This is a genomic window from Klebsiella sp. BIGb0132 (assembly GCF_024810075.1).
Classification (GTDB): domain Bacteria; phylum Pseudomonadota; class Gammaproteobacteria; order Enterobacterales; family Enterobacteriaceae; genus Klebsiella; species Klebsiella terrigena.
This window is the reverse complement of the sequence record NZ_JANUDW010000010.1, coordinates 59,671-75,942: the sequence shown is the minus strand read 5'-3', so window position 1 is coordinate 75,942 and position 16,272 is coordinate 59,671. Positions and strand designations below refer to the sequence as shown.

15 protein-coding genes are annotated in these 16,272 nt (G+C 61.3%); 9 read left to right on the top strand and 6 right to left on the bottom strand.

Annotated features, from left to right (window positions below):
• The first annotated feature begins 8 nt into the window (after positions 1–8).
• Positions 9–1,403, top strand: coding sequence for a glycoside hydrolase family 1 protein (locus M2416_RS22240; RefSeq protein ID WP_076945726.1), 1,395 nt, complete (start codon positions 9–11; stop codon positions 1,401–1,403).
• A 38-nt stretch (positions 1,404–1,441) separates the two neighbouring features.
• Here M2416_RS22240 and M2416_RS22235 read toward each other — a convergent pair whose 3' ends face one another.
• Positions 1,442–2,176, bottom strand: a complete 735-nt coding sequence (locus M2416_RS22235) for a class I SAM-dependent methyltransferase (protein ID WP_259226827.1) — start codon at positions 2,174–2,176, stop codon at positions 1,442–1,444.
• Between the two features lie 125 nt (positions 2,177–2,301).
• On the opposite strand from M2416_RS22235, the gene mdtQ reads away from it, so the two are divergent.
• Positions 2,302–3,741: a multidrug resistance outer membrane protein MdtQ gene (gene mdtQ / locus M2416_RS22230; protein ID WP_076945724.1), complete on the top strand. Its 1,440-nt coding sequence runs from the start codon at positions 2,302–2,304 to the stop codon at positions 3,739–3,741.
• Positions 3,742–3,784: 43 nt separating this feature from the next.
• On the opposite strand, the gene M2416_RS22225 is transcribed toward mdtQ, so the two are convergent.
• Positions 3,785–4,354, bottom strand: coding sequence for a DedA family protein (locus tag M2416_RS22225; protein ID WP_128877558.1), 570 nt, complete (start codon positions 4,352–4,354; stop codon positions 3,785–3,787).
• Between the two features lie 239 nt (positions 4,355–4,593).
• Here M2416_RS22225 and M2416_RS22220 point away from each other — a divergent pair, with 239 nt between their 5' ends.
• Together M2416_RS22220 and pbpG are read left to right on the top strand one after the other, a co-directional pair.
• Positions 4,594–5,181 carry a Yip1 family protein gene (locus M2416_RS22220; RefSeq protein WP_041146458.1) on the top strand — a complete coding sequence of 196 codons (588 nt, stop codon included), beginning with the start codon at positions 4,594–4,596 and terminating at the stop codon, positions 5,179–5,181.
• 175 nt (positions 5,182–5,356) lie between these two features.
• Positions 5,357–6,304 carry a D-alanyl-D-alanine endopeptidase gene (pbpG, locus tag M2416_RS22215; protein ID WP_095100767.1) on the top strand — a complete coding sequence of 316 codons (948 nt, stop codon included), beginning with the start codon at positions 5,357–5,359 and terminating at the stop codon, positions 6,302–6,304.
• Between the two features lie 102 nt (positions 6,305–6,406).
• Here the strand turns inward: pbpG and M2416_RS22210 are convergent, their stop codons facing one another.
• Positions 6,407–6,961 carry a GNAT family N-acetyltransferase gene (locus M2416_RS22210; protein WP_041146457.1) on the bottom strand — a complete coding sequence of 185 codons (555 nt, stop codon included), beginning with the start codon at positions 6,959–6,961 and terminating at the stop codon, positions 6,407–6,409.
• Positions 6,962–7,121: 160 nt separating this feature from the next.
• Positions 7,122–8,858 (bottom strand): D-lactate dehydrogenase, encoded by a 1,737-nt coding sequence (gene dld / locus M2416_RS22205; RefSeq protein WP_259226821.1) that lies wholly within the window; start codon positions 8,856–8,858, stop codon positions 7,122–7,124.
• A gap of 290 nt (positions 8,859–9,148) precedes the next feature.
• Here dld and bglX point away from each other — a divergent pair, with 290 nt between their 5' ends.
• The 5 genes from bglX to M2416_RS22180 all read left to right on the top strand — a co-directional run bounded on the left by bglX (position 9,149) and on the right by M2416_RS22180 (position 15,329).
• Positions 9,149–11,446, top strand: a complete 2,298-nt coding sequence (gene bglX, locus M2416_RS22200) for a beta-glucosidase BglX (RefSeq protein WP_259226819.1) — start codon at positions 9,149–9,151, stop codon at positions 11,444–11,446.
• A 140-nt stretch (positions 11,447–11,586) separates the two neighbouring features.
• Positions 11,587–12,504, top strand: a complete 918-nt coding sequence (gene osmF, locus M2416_RS22195) for a glycine betaine ABC transporter substrate-binding protein OsmF (RefSeq protein WP_259226817.1) — start codon at positions 11,587–11,589, stop codon at positions 12,502–12,504.
• Positions 12,505–12,510: 6 nt separating this feature from the next.
• Positions 12,511–13,668 carry an ABC transporter permease gene (locus M2416_RS22190; RefSeq protein WP_259226815.1) on the top strand — a complete coding sequence of 386 codons (1,158 nt, stop codon included), beginning with the start codon at positions 12,511–12,513 and terminating at the stop codon, positions 13,666–13,668.
• On the top strand, positions 13,661–14,608 hold the full coding sequence (locus M2416_RS22185; protein WP_045855838.1) for an ABC transporter ATP-binding protein: 948 nt from the start codon (positions 13,661–13,663) through the stop codon (positions 14,606–14,608). The genes M2416_RS22190 and M2416_RS22185 overlap by 8 nt, the downstream gene beginning before the upstream one ends.
• On the top strand, positions 14,592–15,329 hold the full coding sequence (locus M2416_RS22180; protein ID WP_041146451.1) for an ABC transporter permease: 738 nt from the start codon (positions 14,592–14,594) through the stop codon (positions 15,327–15,329). Before M2416_RS22185 ends, M2416_RS22180 begins: the two co-directional genes overlap by 17 nt.
• On the opposite strand, the gene M2416_RS22175 is transcribed toward M2416_RS22180, so the two are convergent.
• The gene (locus M2416_RS22175) at positions 15,304–15,417 is read right to left on the bottom strand and encodes a protein YohO (protein ID WP_071844955.1); all 114 of its coding nucleotides are present in this window, start codon (positions 15,415–15,417) and stop codon (positions 15,304–15,306) included. The two genes, M2416_RS22180 and M2416_RS22175, sit on opposite strands and share 26 nt — an antisense overlap.
• A gap of 59 nt (positions 15,418–15,476) precedes the next feature.
• Entirely contained in the window at positions 15,477–16,208 is a 732-nt protein-coding gene (locus M2416_RS22170; protein WP_259226811.1) for a MerR family transcriptional regulator, read from the bottom strand.
• Positions 16,209–16,272 lie beyond the last annotated feature (64 nt).

Sequence of the window (16,272 nt, the reverse complement as noted above, 5' to 3'; positions counted from 1 at the left end):
AGAGAGAGATGAAGACATTCCCAAAAACATTTTTATGGGGCGGCGCGACCGCGGCAAACCAGGTGGAAGGGGCGTATCTGGACGACGGGAAGGGGCTGTCGACGTCAGACGTTCAGCCGCACGGCGTATTTGGCGACGTGGTTGAACGCGTGGCCGGCGACAGCGGCATCAAGGATATCGCCATCGACTTCTACCACCGCTATCCGGAAGATATCAGCCTGTTTGCGGAGATGGGCTTTAACTGCCTGCGGGTGTCGATTGCCTGGACGCGCATTTTCCCCAACGGCGACGATAGCGAAGCGAACGAAGCCGGGCTGGCCTTTTATGACCGGCTGTTTGATGAGCTGGCGCAGCACAACATCACCCCGCTGGTGACGCTGTCGCATTACGAAATGCCGTGGGCGCTGGTGAAAAACTACGGCGGCTGGGGCGGGCGCGAGGTCATCGGCTTCTTTGAGCGCTATGCGCGCACGGTGTTTGCCCGCTATCAGCATAAGGTCAAGCTGTGGCTCACCTTTAACGAAATCAACATGTCCCTGCATGCGCCGATGACCGGCGTCGGCCTGCCGGAGGGCAGCAGCAAGGCGGCGGTCTACCAGGCGATACATCATCAGCTGGTGGCAAGCGCGCTGGCGGTTAAGGCCTGCCACGAGATAGTCGAAGACGGGAAAATCGGCAATATGCTGCTCGGCGGCCTGATGTATCCGCTCAGCTGCCGTCCTGAGGATATCTTTGAGACCCTGCAGCAGAACCGCAGCTGGCAGTTCTTCGGCGACGTGCAGTGCCGCGGCGCCTATCCGGGCTATATGCTGCGCTATTTCCGCGAGCAGGGTATCAGCCTTGAGATAACCGACGCCGACCGCGCGGCGCTGAAGGAGACCGTCGATTTTATCTCCTTTAGCTACTATATGACCGGCTGCGTGACCGCCGACGAGGAGCTGAATAAAAAAGCGCGCGGTAACATTCTCAGCATGGTGCCCAACCCGCACCTTGCGAGCTCGGAGTGGGGCTGGCAAATCGATCCGCTGGGCCTGCGCACGCTGCTTAACGTCCTGTGGGATCGCTATCAAAAGCCGCTGTTTATCGTTGAAAACGGCCTCGGCGCGAAGGACAAGGTCGAAGCGGACGGCAGCATCAATGATGACTACCGCATCGCCTACCTGAACGATCATCTGCTGCAGGTGCGCGAGGCTATCGACGACGGCGTCGAGCTGATGGGCTACACCAGCTGGGGGCCCATCGACCTGGTGAGCGCCTCGAAGGCCGAGCTCTCCAAGCGCTACGGTTTTATTTACGTCGATCGTGACGACGAGGGTAAAGGTACGCTGGCGCGCAGCAGGAAGAAGAGCTTTAGCTGGTATAAAGAGGTTATTGCCAGCAACGGCGCCAGCCTGAAAGAGTAAGCCGCTCGGCGGCCCGCAGGCTCAGGGCCGCCAGCCGGTTACGTCGGCTTACGCGCGCGCAGTAAAAAGATCATCGGCCGTTCTTTTTCTTCATCGAGGCCCGGCTGGGCGGCAATTTGCGCCGCCGTCGGGCCCCACTCATCAAGATGCTCAATCACGAAGCCAGCGGCAACCAGCAGGTTTATCCAGCTGGCGAGCTTGCGGTGCTGTTTTTTTACCCCATCGGCAAACCAGTTGCTGATGCGCTCACCCTCCTGCTGATAGTGGCTGACCGGCCAGCTTTTCTGCCCCTCGGCATCTTCCTGCCAGCCCTGACGCAGCGGCGCGGTGTAGACCGGATGTTCGGCGGAAAAGAGCAGCGTGCCGCCGGGGGTCAACGCCTGATAAACGGTGGCGAACAGCGGGGCCACGTCCGGCAGATAGTGCAGGGCCAGCGAGCTGTAGACCAGCTCGCAGCCGTTGGCGGGCAGCGTCAGGGTTTGCAGATCGGCGCAGCGGTAGTCAATATCCTGACCCTTGCTCATTTCGCGCGCGCGTTCGAGCATGCGGCTGGAGATATCCAGCCCGCTCACCTGCGCCGCGCCCTGGTCGCGAGCCCAGCGGCAGAACCAGCCGTAGCCGCAGCCGAGATCAACCACCCGCAGGCCGGATAGCGGCGGCAGCATCTGCTGAATGGCGGGCCACTCCGGCGCGCCGTCAAGGCCCTTCACCGAACGGTCGAGGGTCGCGTAGCCGGCGAAAAAGCTCGGATCATCGTAAATATTCTGGCTCATGTTCACTCCGTGAATTCATTTATTTATTTTTAACCATATGATTTGGCTAGCCACACGCTTTACTTAACGGCGCGAAGGCAATTAATTTATTATAACCGACCTTATTAAGTAATCTGACCTATCTCATGAACCTGAATCTGAGCAAACGCGTTATCGCCGGGCTGCCCCTGGTCATTGCGCTGGCCGGCTGCGCGCCGTCACACGATACCGGCACTGCGCCGCAGCAGCAGACACCTGCCTCCCATGTGGCAACGGAGCTGCCGGCCAGCGTGAAAAACGGCTGGCCGCACGACAGCTGGTGGCAAGAGTACCGCGATCCGCAGCTGAACAGCCTGATTCAGCGCGCCTTAGCCAACGCGCCGGATATGCAGATTGCCGACCAGCGGATAAAGCTGGCGGAAGCCCAGGCGCGGATGTCGCAGGCCAACCTTGGCCCGGAGATGGACTTTTCCGCCAACGTTGAGCGGCAGAAAATGTCCTCAGAGGGGCTGATGGGGCCTTTCGCGACCGATACCGATGGCAACACCGGGCCGTGGTACACCAACGGCACCTTCGGCCTGACGGCGGGCTGGGATCTGGATCTGTGGGGGAAAAATCGCGCGCTGGTGAAGGCCCGCATCGGCGAAGTGAAGGCGCAGATAGCCGAGCAGGCGCAAACCCGGGAGCTGCTGGCCAGCAGCGTGGCGCGTCTCTACTGGCAGTGGCAGACCGAGGCGGCGGTGAAAAACGTGCTGCAGCAGTTGAAGGATGAGCAGAACAATATCGTCAGCGTCGATCGCGCGCTGTACCAGCGTGGGATCACCAACTCGGTTGAGGGGGCGGAGAACGATATCAACGTCAGCAAAACCGATCAGCATCTGGCCGATGTCACCGGCAGCATGAAGGAGATTGAGGCGCGTCTGATGGCCTTAACCAACAGCCAGAGCCGGGCGCTGAACCTCCGTCCGGCGCCTCTGCCCGCCGTCAGCACGCAGATGCCGACCGAACTGGGCTACGAGCTGCTGGCGCGCCGCCCGGATCTGCAGGAGGCGCACTGGTATATCGAAGCCTCTTTAAGCGAGGTGGATGCGGCGAAAGCGGCGTTCTATCCGGATATTAACCTGATGGGCTTCCTGCAGCAGGATGCCCTGCACTTAAGCGATCTGTTCCGCCACTCGGCGCAGCAGATGGGGCTCTCAGCGGGCCTGACGCTGCCTATTTTTGATAGCGGCCGCCTGAACGCCAACCTGGATATCGTCAGCGCGCAGAACAATCTGTCGGTGGCAAAGTATAACAAAGCGGTCGTTGACGCGGTGAATCAGGTAGCGAAGGCGGCGAGCCAGGTAGAGACCCTGATGGAGAAAAATCAGCAGCAGCAGCAGGTCGAAAAAGACGCCCGGCGGATGGTGGATCTGGCGCAGGCGCGGATGAACGCCGGGATCCTGCCGGGTTCGAAAGTGAGTATGGCGAAGCTGCCGGCGCTCGAAGAGCGGATTTCCGCGCTGCGCCTGCACGGTCAGTGGCTGGACGCCAACATTCAGCTGACCTCTGCGCTGGGCGGCGGCTACCGCCAGGCCGCGAAATAATCCCCTTTTCCCCGGCGGCGAAGACGCCGGCCGGGGCGCCCGTCTACTCTTTCCTTTGCGCCTCGCGGCGCTTCAGCCACCAGTGCGCGGCGATCACCAGCACAACCGCAAGGATCAGCCAGACTGCGTGCTTGAGATGACCGTCAAGATGATGCAGCCACGGGCCAATGGCTTCTCCTCCCAGGTAGCCGAGGGTGGTGAACAGCAGCGCCCAGACGATCGCCCCGAGGATATTGAGCGGCAGAAAGACCTTCGGCGGCAGGCGGCTGGCGCCGATCAGCAGCGGGCCGATGATGCGAAAGCCGTACATAAAGCGCGTCCCGATGACAAACAGGTAGGGGCGGCGCTGGATCATGCGCTGCGCCTTACGGATCCGCGCCTGCTGGCGGGAAAAGCGTCGCAGCAGCCGGCCGCCAAAGCGCCTGCCGAGCAGGTACAGCAGCTGATCGCCAATCATCCCGCCGAGCGCCACGGAAATGACCACCAGCGGAAACTTCAATAAGCCCTGATGCGCCGCCACTCCGCCAAGGAGGGTGATAGTTTCGCCTTCCGCTATGCTGCCGATGACCAGCGCAGCGTAGCCATAATGGGAAATCAGGTTATTGATATCCATACAAAAAATTCTCCCTCCTCGCGGCATCTTTCCGGTAGCGTCGGCGCGCGGCCTGTGCCCGGCCCGGCCGCCACTCTTACCCGTCCTGAATGACGCGACGTTTTGCCCCTAAAGCCTAAGCATACACCCTGGCGCTTAAAATGAGGTTAAGTGCCTTTTTATCGCTGTACACAAAATAATCTCTCAGGGTGAATTATACTTGTATCACTGCTGTACGAAGCCGTGACAAGGGGGACGCTATGAACCATGTCTGGGGACTCTTCTCTCATCCGAATCAAGAGATGAGCGTTATCAAGAGCGAAAACGAAACGATTTCGCATCACTACACGCACCACGTGCTGGTCATGGCGGCGGTTCCGGTTATCTGCGCGTTTATTGGCACCACGCAGCTGGGCTGGAACTTCGGCGATGGCACCGTGATAAAACCGTCGCTGTTTACCGGGCTGGCGCTCGCGGTGCTGTTTTATGCCGTGATGCTCGCCGGGGTGGCGGTGATGGGGCGGGTCATCTGGTGGATGGCGAGAAGCTATCCGCAGCGGCCTTCGCTAAAACGCTGCATGGTGTTTGCAGGCTACGTCGCGACGCCGCTGTTTTTAAGCGGGATCGTGGCGCTCTATCCGCTGGTGTGGCTGTGCGCGTTTGTCGGCACGGTGGCGCTGTTTTACACCGGCTACTTGCTCTATCTCGGGATCCCAACCTTCCTGAGTATCAATCGTGAAGAGGGGCTAAGCTTTGCCAGCTCCACCCTCGCAATCGGGGTGCTGGTGCTGGAAGTGCTGCTGGCGATAACCGTTATCCTGTGGGGCTACGGCTACCGGCTGTTCTAACAACATACATTGCCAGCATAAATGGATTTTTATGCTGGCAATGCAGCATTTGCTCACTATTCTTATTAGCCAGGCGCGGCCGTGGCGCGGTATGATTGCTCCCGCCAGCGGCGTTTTTGCTTCAGCGCCGCAGCGTACGTACAAACGTGCAAAAATACTTTTCAGAATGCTCACCATGCCGAAATTTCGAGTTTCTTTGCTCAGCCTGACTTTGCTGCTGGCTGTTCCTTTTGCGCCCCAGGCGATAGCAAAAACCCCCGCGACCGTTCACGCCATGCAGCCGGATATCGCTTCCGGTAGCGCGATGATTGTCGATCTTGCGAGTAAAAAAATTGTCTACCAGAGCCAGCCGGATCTGGTTCGCCCGATGGCCTCCATCACCAAAGTGATGACCGCCATGGTGGTTCTTGATGCCCATCTGCCGCTGGATGAGATGCTGAGCGTGGACATCAGCCATACCCCGGAAATGAAGGGGATCTATTCGCGCGTGCGCCTGAACAGCCAAATCAGCCGCCGCAACATGCTGCTGCTGGCGCTGATGTCTTCAGAAAACCGCGCCGCCGCGAGCCTCGCTCACCATTATCCCGGCGGCTATGACGCCTTTATTCGCGCGATGAACGCCAAGGCGCAGGCGCTGGGCATGACCCATACGCGCTACGTTGAACCGACCGGCCTGTCGATTCACAACGTCTCGACCGCGCGCGATCTGACCAAACTGCTGATTGCCACCGAGCAGTATCCGCTGATCGGCCAGCTGAGCACCACCAAAGAGGATATGGCCACCTTCGCCCAGCCGGCCTACACGCTGCCGTTCCGCAACACCAACCACCTGGTGTATCGCGATAACTGGAATATTCAGCTGACCAAAACCGGCTTTACCAACGCCGCGGGCCACTGCCTGATCATGCGCACGGTAATTAATCAGCGCCCGGTGGCGCTGGTGGTGATGGATGCGTTTGGCAAATATACGCACTTTGCCGACGCCAGCCGCCTGCGGACGTGGATTGAGACCGGGAAGGTGATGCCGGTTCCGGCTTCGGCTCTGAGCTATAAAAAGCAGCGTGAAGCGCAGATGGCGGATGCGATGCTGAAAGGCGGCGCGCAGACCGCGCAGAACGATTAATCGCACGCCAGGCTTTGCCCAAAGCGCCGGCTCGGGGATTGCCCGTCCCGGCGCTTTTGCGCTCTCCCCGCAGGCGACGCCGCTGCGGGTTTTCGCCCAAATCTACTCCGGGATCGTCAGGTCGCCGTCGCCAAGCCGGCGCTGCATAATCAGCGTATCCCGCCAGTCGCCCATCTTGTAGCCTACGCTGCGCAGCTGCCCCGCCACGCTAAAGCCAAATTTTTTGTGGATCGCCAGCGAGCCGGCGTTATTGTGCCCGTCGCCGATGATCGCCAGCATCTGCCGCCACGGCCCCTGCTCGCACTTCGCGATGAGCTGCGACAGCAGGGCGCTGCCGATGCCGCGTCCGCCCATGCCTGATTCGACGTAAATCGACTCTTCAAGGGTGTAGCGATAGGCCGGGCGAGGGCGGTAAAAGGTGGCGTAGCAGTAGCCGACGATGGACCCACGCCACAGCGCCACCAGCCACGGAAGGCCGTTGTCGCGTACGGTTTTAATCCGCTTGCGCATTTCGTCGACGGTGGGGGGAATATCTTCAAAGGAGGCGCGCCCGTTGAGGACGTGCCAGACGTACAGCGCGGCGATGGCGTGAGCATCATCGGGCAGGGCTTCGCGGATTTCTAATTCAGCGCTGTGTAACATATCCGCTTCGGACATGGTGGGGCTCCTTAAGCCAGGTTTACCGGGGACGCGTTTTCTTCGGCATGCAGCGTAATACATAACCCCGGTAGATGAATAGCCCCGGCAGGGATCGTTCTTCGGCCTGCTTGCCCGCGGGCGAAGTCAGGCCGAAGACGTTCGCGGTTAGCCTCTGCGCCTACGAGGCGCTGCCGTCGCTCTCCTGGCGCTCGCCCCAGTATTTTTGCTTGCTGGTTTTGCCGATCCCCGGGTTCATGCTGTTGGTCGGGTCGTTCTGGCGGTAGAACTGCTTTAAGCTCTCCGGCGCTTCGTAAAGATGCCCGACGTTGTGCTCGGCGGGATACTGCGCGCCGCGCGCTTTTAGCAGCTCCAGCATTTTCTCCTTCAACTCGTGGGCATCCACGCCTTTCTTAACGATGTAGTCCTGGTGGAAGACGTGGCACATAAAGTGGCCGTAATAGAGCTTATAGACCAGCTGGTTGTCGATTTCGGCCGGCAAATGCTCAAACCACTCGGTGTCGTTGCGGCGCAGGGCGATATCCAGCGCCAGAATATCCTCCACCTCGTCGGCGTGAACGGCCTGGTAGCGGATGGCGGCACCCGCCGCGGCGAAGCGGTGCAGGAACGCCTTGCTGCCTTCCTTCGCCGTGCAGACGAAGAAATCGCCCTCGGCCTCTTTAAAGTACTCCGTCAGCCACGCCTGGGCTTCCTCGATGCCGTCGCCCGCCATCTTCAGCAGCAGGTGGTGCTCATATTTATCGCGCCAGGTTTTCATTCGCTCCGGCAGGTGCGCCGGGAAAACGTGACCGATTTTTTGCATAAAGCGGTCGGTGAAGTGCGGCTTAAACAGCGGCACCTTCTCCAGCATCGCGTCGGTGCGGCCCTTCATGGTGAAGAAGAACGGCATTTTGTCGGTGCCGAGCTTGTCGATCATCAGGAAGGTGTCCTTGCCGTAGCGCTCGGCGATATCGTAGATATCGCGATGCATATATTCTCCCGCCACCGGCAGGTTGTTAAATTCAGCAAGAATATGGCGGCGGATTTCGGTCAGCACTTCAGGCCTGTTGCTGCCGATATAAAACACCTGCTGGCGCTTTTCCGCCGGGAAGGTGTCGAGACGGGCGGCAAACACCGCCAGCTTGCCGGCGCAGCCCGAGGACTCAAACAGGCGGTCGGGGTCGGCGTTGTAGCGCGCCGGCGTGTCGGCGGTGACGTCGCGCACGCGGGTAACGTAATCATGATCGTGGGCGTGGCGGCCGTCGTGCAGGACGTCTTCATCTTTAATGCGCTCGTCGTCGAGACGGCTGAGGATCTGCTCCGGGGAGGTGCCGAGATCGATGCCCAGGTGGTTAACCAGGCGCAGCCTGCCGCTTTCATCAATCTGCGCAAACAGCGACATCTCGGTATAGGCCGGGCCGCGCTGAACCAGCGAGCCGCCGGAGTTATTGCAGATGCCGCCGATGACCGATGCGCCGATGCAGGAGGAGCCAATCACCGAGTGCGGCTCGCGGCCAAACGGCTTCAGCGCCTTCTCCAGCGAATAGAGCGTGGTGCCCGGGAAGGCCAGCACCTGCTCGCCCTTACCCAGCAGATGCAGCTTGTCGAGGCGCAGGGTGCTGATAATCACGATCTCGCGATCGTAATCGTTGCCGCTGGGGGTGGAGCCTTCGGTGAGGCCGGTATTCGCCGCCTGCATGAGAATAATTTTATCGGCCTCCACGCAGGCGCTCAGCACCCGCCAGAGTTCCAGCAGCGTTCCGGGAAAGACCACGGCCAGCGCGTCGCCGTGGCCGGAGCGGAATCCTTTGCGATAGCGCTGAGTTTTGGCCGGATCGGTGAGCAGATGCGAGGAGCCAACCAGTCGCGCCAGCTCTGTCAGAAATGCGTTGTTTTGGGGTGTTGCTGCAGATGACATGATCCACTCCTTGTGGTGGGACAAAAAATTCTGCACTAAGAATAGCGCTTTGTATGACAATTTGGTGCAAGAATGTTGCGAAAAATCAGAGCAGAAGCCGAGCTTTCTACAGGCGTCTCGCCTATGTTTATGGCAAACTGCGGTTTTTATTATACTTGTCGCCTTACCAGCTGCGCGCCGCCGGCCTCGCCCTTTACGGGCCGGCGTCGGGACGACGAGCGCCGCGGTTCGAAATTGATAAAGTATAGGTTTCGCCAAAATCCTCGCTACTGGAAGAAAGAGAGATAACCATGAAATGGCTCTGTACTGTAGGCCTCGCCGTTAGCCTGGCGCTGCAACCCGCGCTGGCGGATGAACTGTTCGGCAACCATCCTTTGACTCCGCAGGCGCGGGATGCCTTCGTCAGCGAACTGCTGAAGAAGATGACGGTGGACGAAAAGATAGGCCAGCTGCGACTGATTAGCGTCGGGCCGGATAACCCGAAAGAGGCGATCCGCGAGATGATCAAAGAGAGCCAGGTCGGGGCTATCTTTAACACCGTGACCCGCTCGGATATCCGCGTGATGCAGGACCAGGTCATGCAGCTCAGCCGGCTGAAAATTCCGCTGTTCTTCGCCTACGACGTGCTCCACGGTCAGCGCACCGTCTTCCCGATTAGCCTCGGACTGGCCTCCTCCTTTAACCTCGACGCGGTGAATACCGTCGGGCGTATTTCGGCCTATGAAGCCGCCGACGATGGCCTCAACATGACCTGGGCGCCGATGGTGGATGTCTCCCGCGATCCGCGCTGGGGACGCGCCTCCGAGGGCTTTGGCGAAGATACCTATTTAACCACCATGATGGGTAAGGCGATGGTTGAGTCGATGCAGGGCAAGAGCCCGGCGGACCGCTACTCGGTGATGACCAGCGTCAAGCACTTCGCCGCCTACGGCGCGGTGGAGGGCGGTAAAGAGTACAACACCGTCGATATGAGCCCGCAGCGCCTGTTCAACGACTATATGCCGCCGTACAAAGCGGGGCTGGATGCCGGCAGCGGCGCGGTCATGGTGGCGCTTAACTCGCTCAACGGCACCCCGGCCACCTCCGACGCGTGGCTGCTCAAAGAGGTGCTGCGCGACGACTGGGGCTTTAAGGGCATTACCGTTTCCGACCACGGGGCGATCAAAGAGCTTATCAAGCACGGCGTTGCCTCCGACCCGGAAGACGCGGTGCGCGTGGCGCTGAAGTCCGGCATCAATATGAGCATGAGCGACGAGTACTACAGCAAATACCTGCCGGATCTGGTGAAGTCCGGCAAGGTGACGATGGCGGAGCTGGACGACGCGACGCGCCACGTGCTTAACGTCAAATACGATATGGGCCTGTTCAACGATCCGTACAGCCACCTGGGGCCGAAGGAGTCAGACCCGCAGGACACCAACGCCGAAAGCCGCCTGCATCGTAAAGAGGCCCGGGAAGTGGCGCGTGAAAGCCTGGTACTGCTGAAAAACCGTCTCGAGACGCTGCCGCTGAAAAAATCGGCCACCGTGGCGGTTATCGGGCCGCTGGCCGACAGCAAGCGAGACATGATGGGCAGCTGGTCGGCGGCAGGGGTTGCCGATCAGTCGGTGACCGTGCTCACCGGGATTAAAACGGCGATCGGCGATCGGGGCAAGGTGCTTTACGCCCGCGGTGCCAACGTGACCGACGATAAAGGCATCGTTGATTTCCTCAACCTGTATGAGAAAGCGGTGCAGGTCGATCCGCGCACGCCGCAGGCGATGATCGACGAGGCGGTGGCCGCCGCGAAGCAGTCCGACGTGGTCGTCGCGGTTGTCGGAGAAGCGCAGGGGATGGCGCACGAGGCCTCCAGCCGCACCGATATCACGCTGCCCCAGAGCCAGCGCGATTTAATCAGCGCCCTCAAAGCCACCGGTAAACCGCTGGTGCTGGTGCTGATGAACGGCCGCCCGCTGGCGCTGGTCAAAGAGGATCAGCAGGCTGACGCGATGCTGGAGACCTGGTTTGCCGGCACCGAAGGCGGCAACGCCATTGCCGACGTGCTGTTCGGCGACGCCAATCCGTCCGGCAAGCTGCCGATGTCGTTCCCGCGCTCGGTCGGGCAGATCCCGGTCTACTACAGCCACCTCAATACCGGTCGTCCTTACAACGCCGACAAGCCGAACAAGTACACCTCGCGCTACTTCGACGAGGCCAACGGCCCGCTCTACCCGTTTGGCTACGGCCTGAGCTACACCACCTTCAGCGTCTCTGACGTCAAAATGTCGGCACCGACCATGCAGGCCGACGGCAGCGTGACCGCCAGCGTGCAGGTGACCAATACCGGCAAGCGCGAAGGGGCCACGGTTATCCAGCTGTACCTGCAGGACGTGACCGCCTCGATGAGCCGTCCGGTGAAAATGCTTCGCGGCTTCAAGCGCGTGACCCTCAAGCCGGGCGAGACGCAAACCGTCAGCTTCCCGATTGAGGTTGACGCCCTGAAGTTCTGGAACCAGAAAATGAAATACGCCGCCGAGCCGGGCAAATTCAACGTCTTTATCGGCGTCGATTCCGCCCGCGTGAAGCAGGGCGAGTTTGAATTGCTCTAGTTCGGGCCGGCGCGATGCGCCGACTTTGCTCCTCTATCAGGCCGGGTAACCGGCCTTTTCTTTTCCTTTCATCGCGCATTTGGGCTACGCTTTTCTCTTAAGCTTCTGTAAATGGAGCGCAAATTAAAGAGGGAAGCGGGATGAGGATTGCAAGCAAATGGTCGGGCGCGCTGGCGCTGGCAGCCCTGGTGAGCCTGCCGCTGCAGGCGGCGGAGCCGGTTAAAGTGGGCTCAAAAATTGACACCGAAGGGGCGCTGCTGGGCAATATTATTTTGCAGGTTCTTGAGAGCCACGGCGTAAAAACGGTGAATAAAATTCAGCTTGGCACCACGCCGGTGGTGCGCGGCGCCATTACCGCGGGCGAATTAGATATTTATCCTGAGTACACCGGCAACGGAGCCTACTTCTTTAAGCAGGAGAACGACCCAGCGTGGAAAAACGCGCAGCAGGGTTATGAGAAGGTCAAAACCCTGGACGCCGAGAAGAATAAGCTCATCTGGCTAACGCCCGCACCGGCCAATAACACCTGGACCATCGCCGTGCGTCAGGATGTGGCGCAAAAAAATCATCTTACTTCGCTGGCCGACCTGAGCGGCTATCTGCAAAAGGGCGGCGAATTTAAGCTGGCGGCCTCCGCGGAGTTTATCGAACGTCCGGATGCGCTCCCGGCCTTTGAAAAGGCCTACGATTTCAAGCTTAATCAAAGCCAGCTGCTGTCGCTGGCCGGCGGCGACACGGCGGTGACCATCAAGGCGGCGGCGCAGCAGACTTCCGGCGTTAACGCGGCGATGGCCTACGGGACCGACGGGCCGGTGGCCGCGCTCGGGCTGCAAACGCTGAGCGACCCGAAAGGCGTGCAGCCGATCTACGCCCCGGCGCCGGTGGTGCGCGAAGCGGTGCTGAAGGCCTATCCGCAGATAGCGCAGTGGCTGCAGCCGGTCTTCGCCAGCCTTGACGAAAAAACGCTGCAGCAGCTCAACGCCAGCATTGCGGTGGAAGGGCTGGACGCGAAGAAAGTTGCCGCAGACTATCTGCAGCAAAAAGGGCTGTTGAAGTAGGTTTTGGTGGCTATTCGTTGCTATAACCGCGTTTCGCTGCTGCTGGCACTTTTACTGCTGATGATGGTGGCGCTGCCGTTTGTTAACTATGCGCCGAACCGGCTGCTCTCCGGCGAGGCGCGCTGGCTGTGGCAGAGCTGGCCGTGGCTGGCCGCCGCGCAGCTGGGCATGGCGGCGGCCGTCCTGCTGTTTTGCGCGCTCCCGGGCCGCTTACCGCTGCTGTTAACTTTCCTGATAGCCGATGCGCTGCTGCCGCTGCTGTGGTACGGCGGCGGGCAGGCGGCGCTGCAGCTGGCGCAGAGCGGGTCGTCGCTGGCGCGCACCTCGCCGGGCAGCGGCCTGTGGCTGTCGCTGGCGCTGTGCCTGCTGCTGGCCAGCGATGCGATACGGCGCCTGACGGCACGCACCCTGTGGCGCTGGTTGCTCAATGCGCAAATCTGGCTCATTCCCTGCGTCCTGCTGGCGACGGGGAGACTTGACTCGCTCTCGCTGCTAAAAGAGTACGCCAACCGCCAGGATATCTTTGACGATGCCCTGCGCCAGCACGTACTCCTGCTGCTCGGGACGCTGCTGCCCGCTCTGCTCATCGGCGTACCGATGGGCGTGTGGGTCTGGCGGCAGCCGCGCTGGCAGGCGTCGGTGTTTACCTGCCTCAACGTCATTCAAACTATCCCTTCGGTGGCGCTCTTTGGCCTGCTGATCGCGCCGCTTGCCGGCCTGACGCGCCGCTTTCCCGCGCTGGCTGAGGCCGGCATCTCCGGCACCGGAACGGCGCCCGCGCTGATTGCGCTGGTACTCTACGCGCTGCTGCCGCTGGTGCGCGGCGTGGTCACCGGTCTGCAGCAGGTGCCGCGCGAAGCGCTGGAAAGCGCGGCGGCGATGGGCATGAGCGCTTTCCAGCGCTTCTGGCAGGTACAGCTGCCGCTGGCGCTGCCGATACTGCTGCGCAGCCTGCGGGTAGTGAGCGTGCAAACCGTCGGTATGGCGGTGGTGGCGGCGCTGATCGGCGCCGGAGGATTTGGCGCCCTGGTCTTCCAGGGCCTGCTCAGCAGCGCCCTGGACCTGGTGCTGCTCGGGGTGATCCCGACGATCGCACTGGCGGTGGTGGTGGATGCGCTTTTTGCGCTGTGGGGCGCGTTGCTAAAAGGAGAGGCCGGTGATTGAATTTGACGGCGTAAGCAAATCGTTTGCCGGGCAGCCGGCGGTGAAAAACCTCAACCTGCATCTGCGGGAAGGGGCATTCTCGGTGCTGATCGGCACCTCGGGCTCGGGCAAGTCGACGACGCTGAAGATGATCAACCGGCTGGTCGAGCACGACAGCGGCACTATCCGCTTCGCCGGTCAGGATATCCGCGAGCAGCCGGTGCTGGCGCTGCGTCGGCGGATGGGCTACGCCATCCAGTCGATAGGCCTGTTTCCCCACTGGACGGTGGCGCAGAATATCGCCACCGTCCCGCAGCTGCAGAAGTGGCCGCGCCAAAAAGTGGCGGCGCGGGTTGATGAGCTGATGGCGCTGCTGGGGCTGGAGGCCACGCTGCGGGCACGCTATCCGCACCAGCTTTCCGGCGGCCAGCAGCAGCGGGTTGGCGTGGCGCGGGCGCTGGCGGCCAATCCGGAGGTGCTGCTGATGGACGAACCCTTCGGCGCGCTCGATCCGGTGACCCGAGAGGCGCTGCAGCAGGAGATGATCCGCATTCACCGGCTGCTGGGGCGCACCATTGTCCTGGTCACCCACGATATTGACGAGGCGCTGCGGCTGGCGGATCACCTGGTGCTGATGGACGGCGGGGAAGTGGTGCAGCAGGGGGAGCCGCTGCAGATGCTGCTGCAGCCGAAGAACGACTTTGTTGAGACCTTTTTTGGCCGCAGCGAGCTTGGCGTGCGCCTGCTGTCGCTGCGCGGCGTCGGCGACTATCTGCGTCGCGATGAACGTCTCGCCGGCGATACCCTCAACGTGGCGATGACGCTGCGCGAAGCGCTGTCGCTGTTCGTGGCCCACCGCCGCGAGGTGCTGCCGGTGGTGGATGAACGGGGGGCCGCCTGCGGGACGCTGCACTTCGCCGATCTGCTGCGCGAGGGGGGTCGGCATGAAGGCTCTGCGTGATCCGCTACTGTGGCTGCTGGCGCTGTTTATCGCCATTCTGCTGGCGCTTCCCTACAGCGCGCCGCTGTTTAGCGCCCTGTTTCCGGAGCTGCCGCGTCCGGTCTATCAGCAGCAGAGCTTTCTGGCCCTGACCCTCGCCCACTGCTGGCTGGTGGCGCTCTCCAGCCTCGCGGCAACGCTTATCGGCGTAGGCGCGGGGATTGCGGTAACCCGCCCCGCGGGCCGCGAATTTCGCCCGCTGGTGGAGACCATCGCCGCCATGGGGCAGACCTTTCCGCCGGTGGCGGTGCTGGCGATTGCGGTTCCGGTGCTGGGTTTTGGCTGGGAGCCGGCGCTGATTGCGCTGGCGCTGTACGGCATTCTGCCGGTGCTGCAGGGCACTCTGGCGGGCCTGAGCGCGGTGCCCTCGGGGGCACTTGAGGTGGCGCAGGGTATGGGGATGACCGGCTGGCAGCGGCTGGTAAAAGTCGAGCTGCCGCTGGCGGCGCCGGTGATGCTGGCCGGTATTCGCACTTCGACGATCGTCAATATGGGGACGGCGACGATTGCCTCAACCGTCGGGGCCAATACGCTCGGCACGCCGATCGTCATTGGCCTGAGCGGGTTTAATACCGCCTATGTTCTGCAGGGGGCGCTGCTGGTGGCGCTGGCGGCGATCGTGGTCGACCGCGGGTTTGAGCGGCTGAATCAGCGAATCAGCCGACACCGCCGCGAACGATAAAGGAGTAACCGGCAAGCATAACGCCGCTGATCCCGCCGATAGCCATAAATAAGAACAGGGTAATAACCGCAATTTTTGCTGGCTTCATAATAGGCTCCTGATGTTAACGGGGCGATTATACGGTGAAGCGCAGGTGTTAATGAAACATTAATTGCTATTTAGCCAGATAACGCGCCCCTGCTGCTGCCAGCCCAGCAGCTGCTCCTGATCGGCGGAAGCGGGCGTTTCGCCGCACCACACCAGCAGGGTGCTCTCGGGGAACAGCTCCGGGCGAATCTGCGTCAGCGAGTGGGCGACGACGTCAACCCGCCAGCCCTGTTCGCTGGCCACCCAGCCCTCCAGCCATAGCCGGGCGATGTCGCTGGTGTTCCAGCCCACCACCAGCGCGTGGCTGCCGGGGTGCTTCCAGGCGCTGGCGAGGCTTTGCGCAATATGGTTGATGAGGATCCCGTCGAGAATGCCGCGCAGTGCGATAAGCGTCGGCTGAGGGCTGAGCAGGCGATGGCGTAAAGGAACGAGGAGGTGGTTGACCAGGGTGTGCGCCGGATAGCTGTGGCTGCGCTCTTTAATCCACGCCCGCAGGCGATGGTAGCTGCCGTCGTGGAGCAGCGTCAGCACGATCTCCTGCTGTTCGCGCCAGCCGCCTTGCTCCTGCGGGTCGCTGTCGGCGAGCAGCGTTTTGACTTTTCCTACCTGAACACCGGAGTCAATCCAGCGCTTAATTTCGCGGATGCGGTCAATTTCCTGCTCGTTGAACAGGCGGTGGCCGCCGTCGGTACGCTGAGGTTTAAGCAGTCCGTAGCGCCGCTGCCAGGCGCGAAGCGTGACCGGGTTAACATCGCAAAGCTGGGCCACTTCACCAATCGTATAAAGCGTCATCTCTTCCCCTCCCGCAGAATTCTCCTCCCTATAACTGTAGAAGCTGTTTGTGGAAGGGGAAATA

Bases quoted from the DNA above. Each gene is read 5' to 3' on its own strand.
- osmF (WP_259226817.1), top strand. From the start codon at position 11,587: ATGAGGATTGCAAGCAAATGGTCGGGCGCGCTGGCGCTGGCAGCCCTG.
- M2416_RS22210 (WP_041146457.1), bottom strand. From the start codon at position 6,961: ATGTCCGAAGCGGATATGTTACACAGCGCTGAATTAGAAATCCGCGAA.
- dld (WP_259226821.1), bottom strand. From the start codon at position 8,858: ATGTCATCTGCAGCAACACCCCAAAACAACGCATTTCTGACAGAGCTG.
- mdtQ (WP_076945724.1), top strand. From the start codon at position 2,302: ATGAACCTGAATCTGAGCAAACGCGTTATCGCCGGGCTGCCCCTGGTC.
- M2416_RS22175 (WP_071844955.1), bottom strand. From the start codon at position 15,417: ATGAAGCCAGCAAAAATTGCGGTTATTACCCTGTTCTTATTTATGGCT.
- M2416_RS22180 (WP_041146451.1), top strand. From the start codon at position 14,592: ATGAAGGCTCTGCGTGATCCGCTACTGTGGCTGCTGGCGCTGTTTATC.
- M2416_RS22170 (WP_259226811.1), bottom strand. From the start codon at position 16,208: ATGACGCTTTATACGATTGGTGAAGTGGCCCAGCTTTGCGATGTTAAC.
- bglX (WP_259226819.1), top strand. From the start codon at position 9,149: ATGAAATGGCTCTGTACTGTAGGCCTCGCCGTTAGCCTGGCGCTGCAA.
- M2416_RS22225 (WP_128877558.1), bottom strand. From the start codon at position 4,354: ATGGATATCAATAACCTGATTTCCCATTATGGCTACGCTGCGCTGGTC.
- M2416_RS22240 (WP_076945726.1), top strand. From the start codon at position 9: ATGAAGACATTCCCAAAAACATTTTTATGGGGCGGCGCGACCGCGGCA.
- pbpG (WP_095100767.1), top strand. From the start codon at position 5,357: ATGCCGAAATTTCGAGTTTCTTTGCTCAGCCTGACTTTGCTGCTGGCT.
- M2416_RS22235 (WP_259226827.1), bottom strand. From the start codon at position 2,176: ATGAGCCAGAATATTTACGATGATCCGAGCTTTTTCGCCGGCTACGCG.
- M2416_RS22220 (WP_041146458.1), top strand. From the start codon at position 4,594: ATGAACCATGTCTGGGGACTCTTCTCTCATCCGAATCAAGAGATGAGC.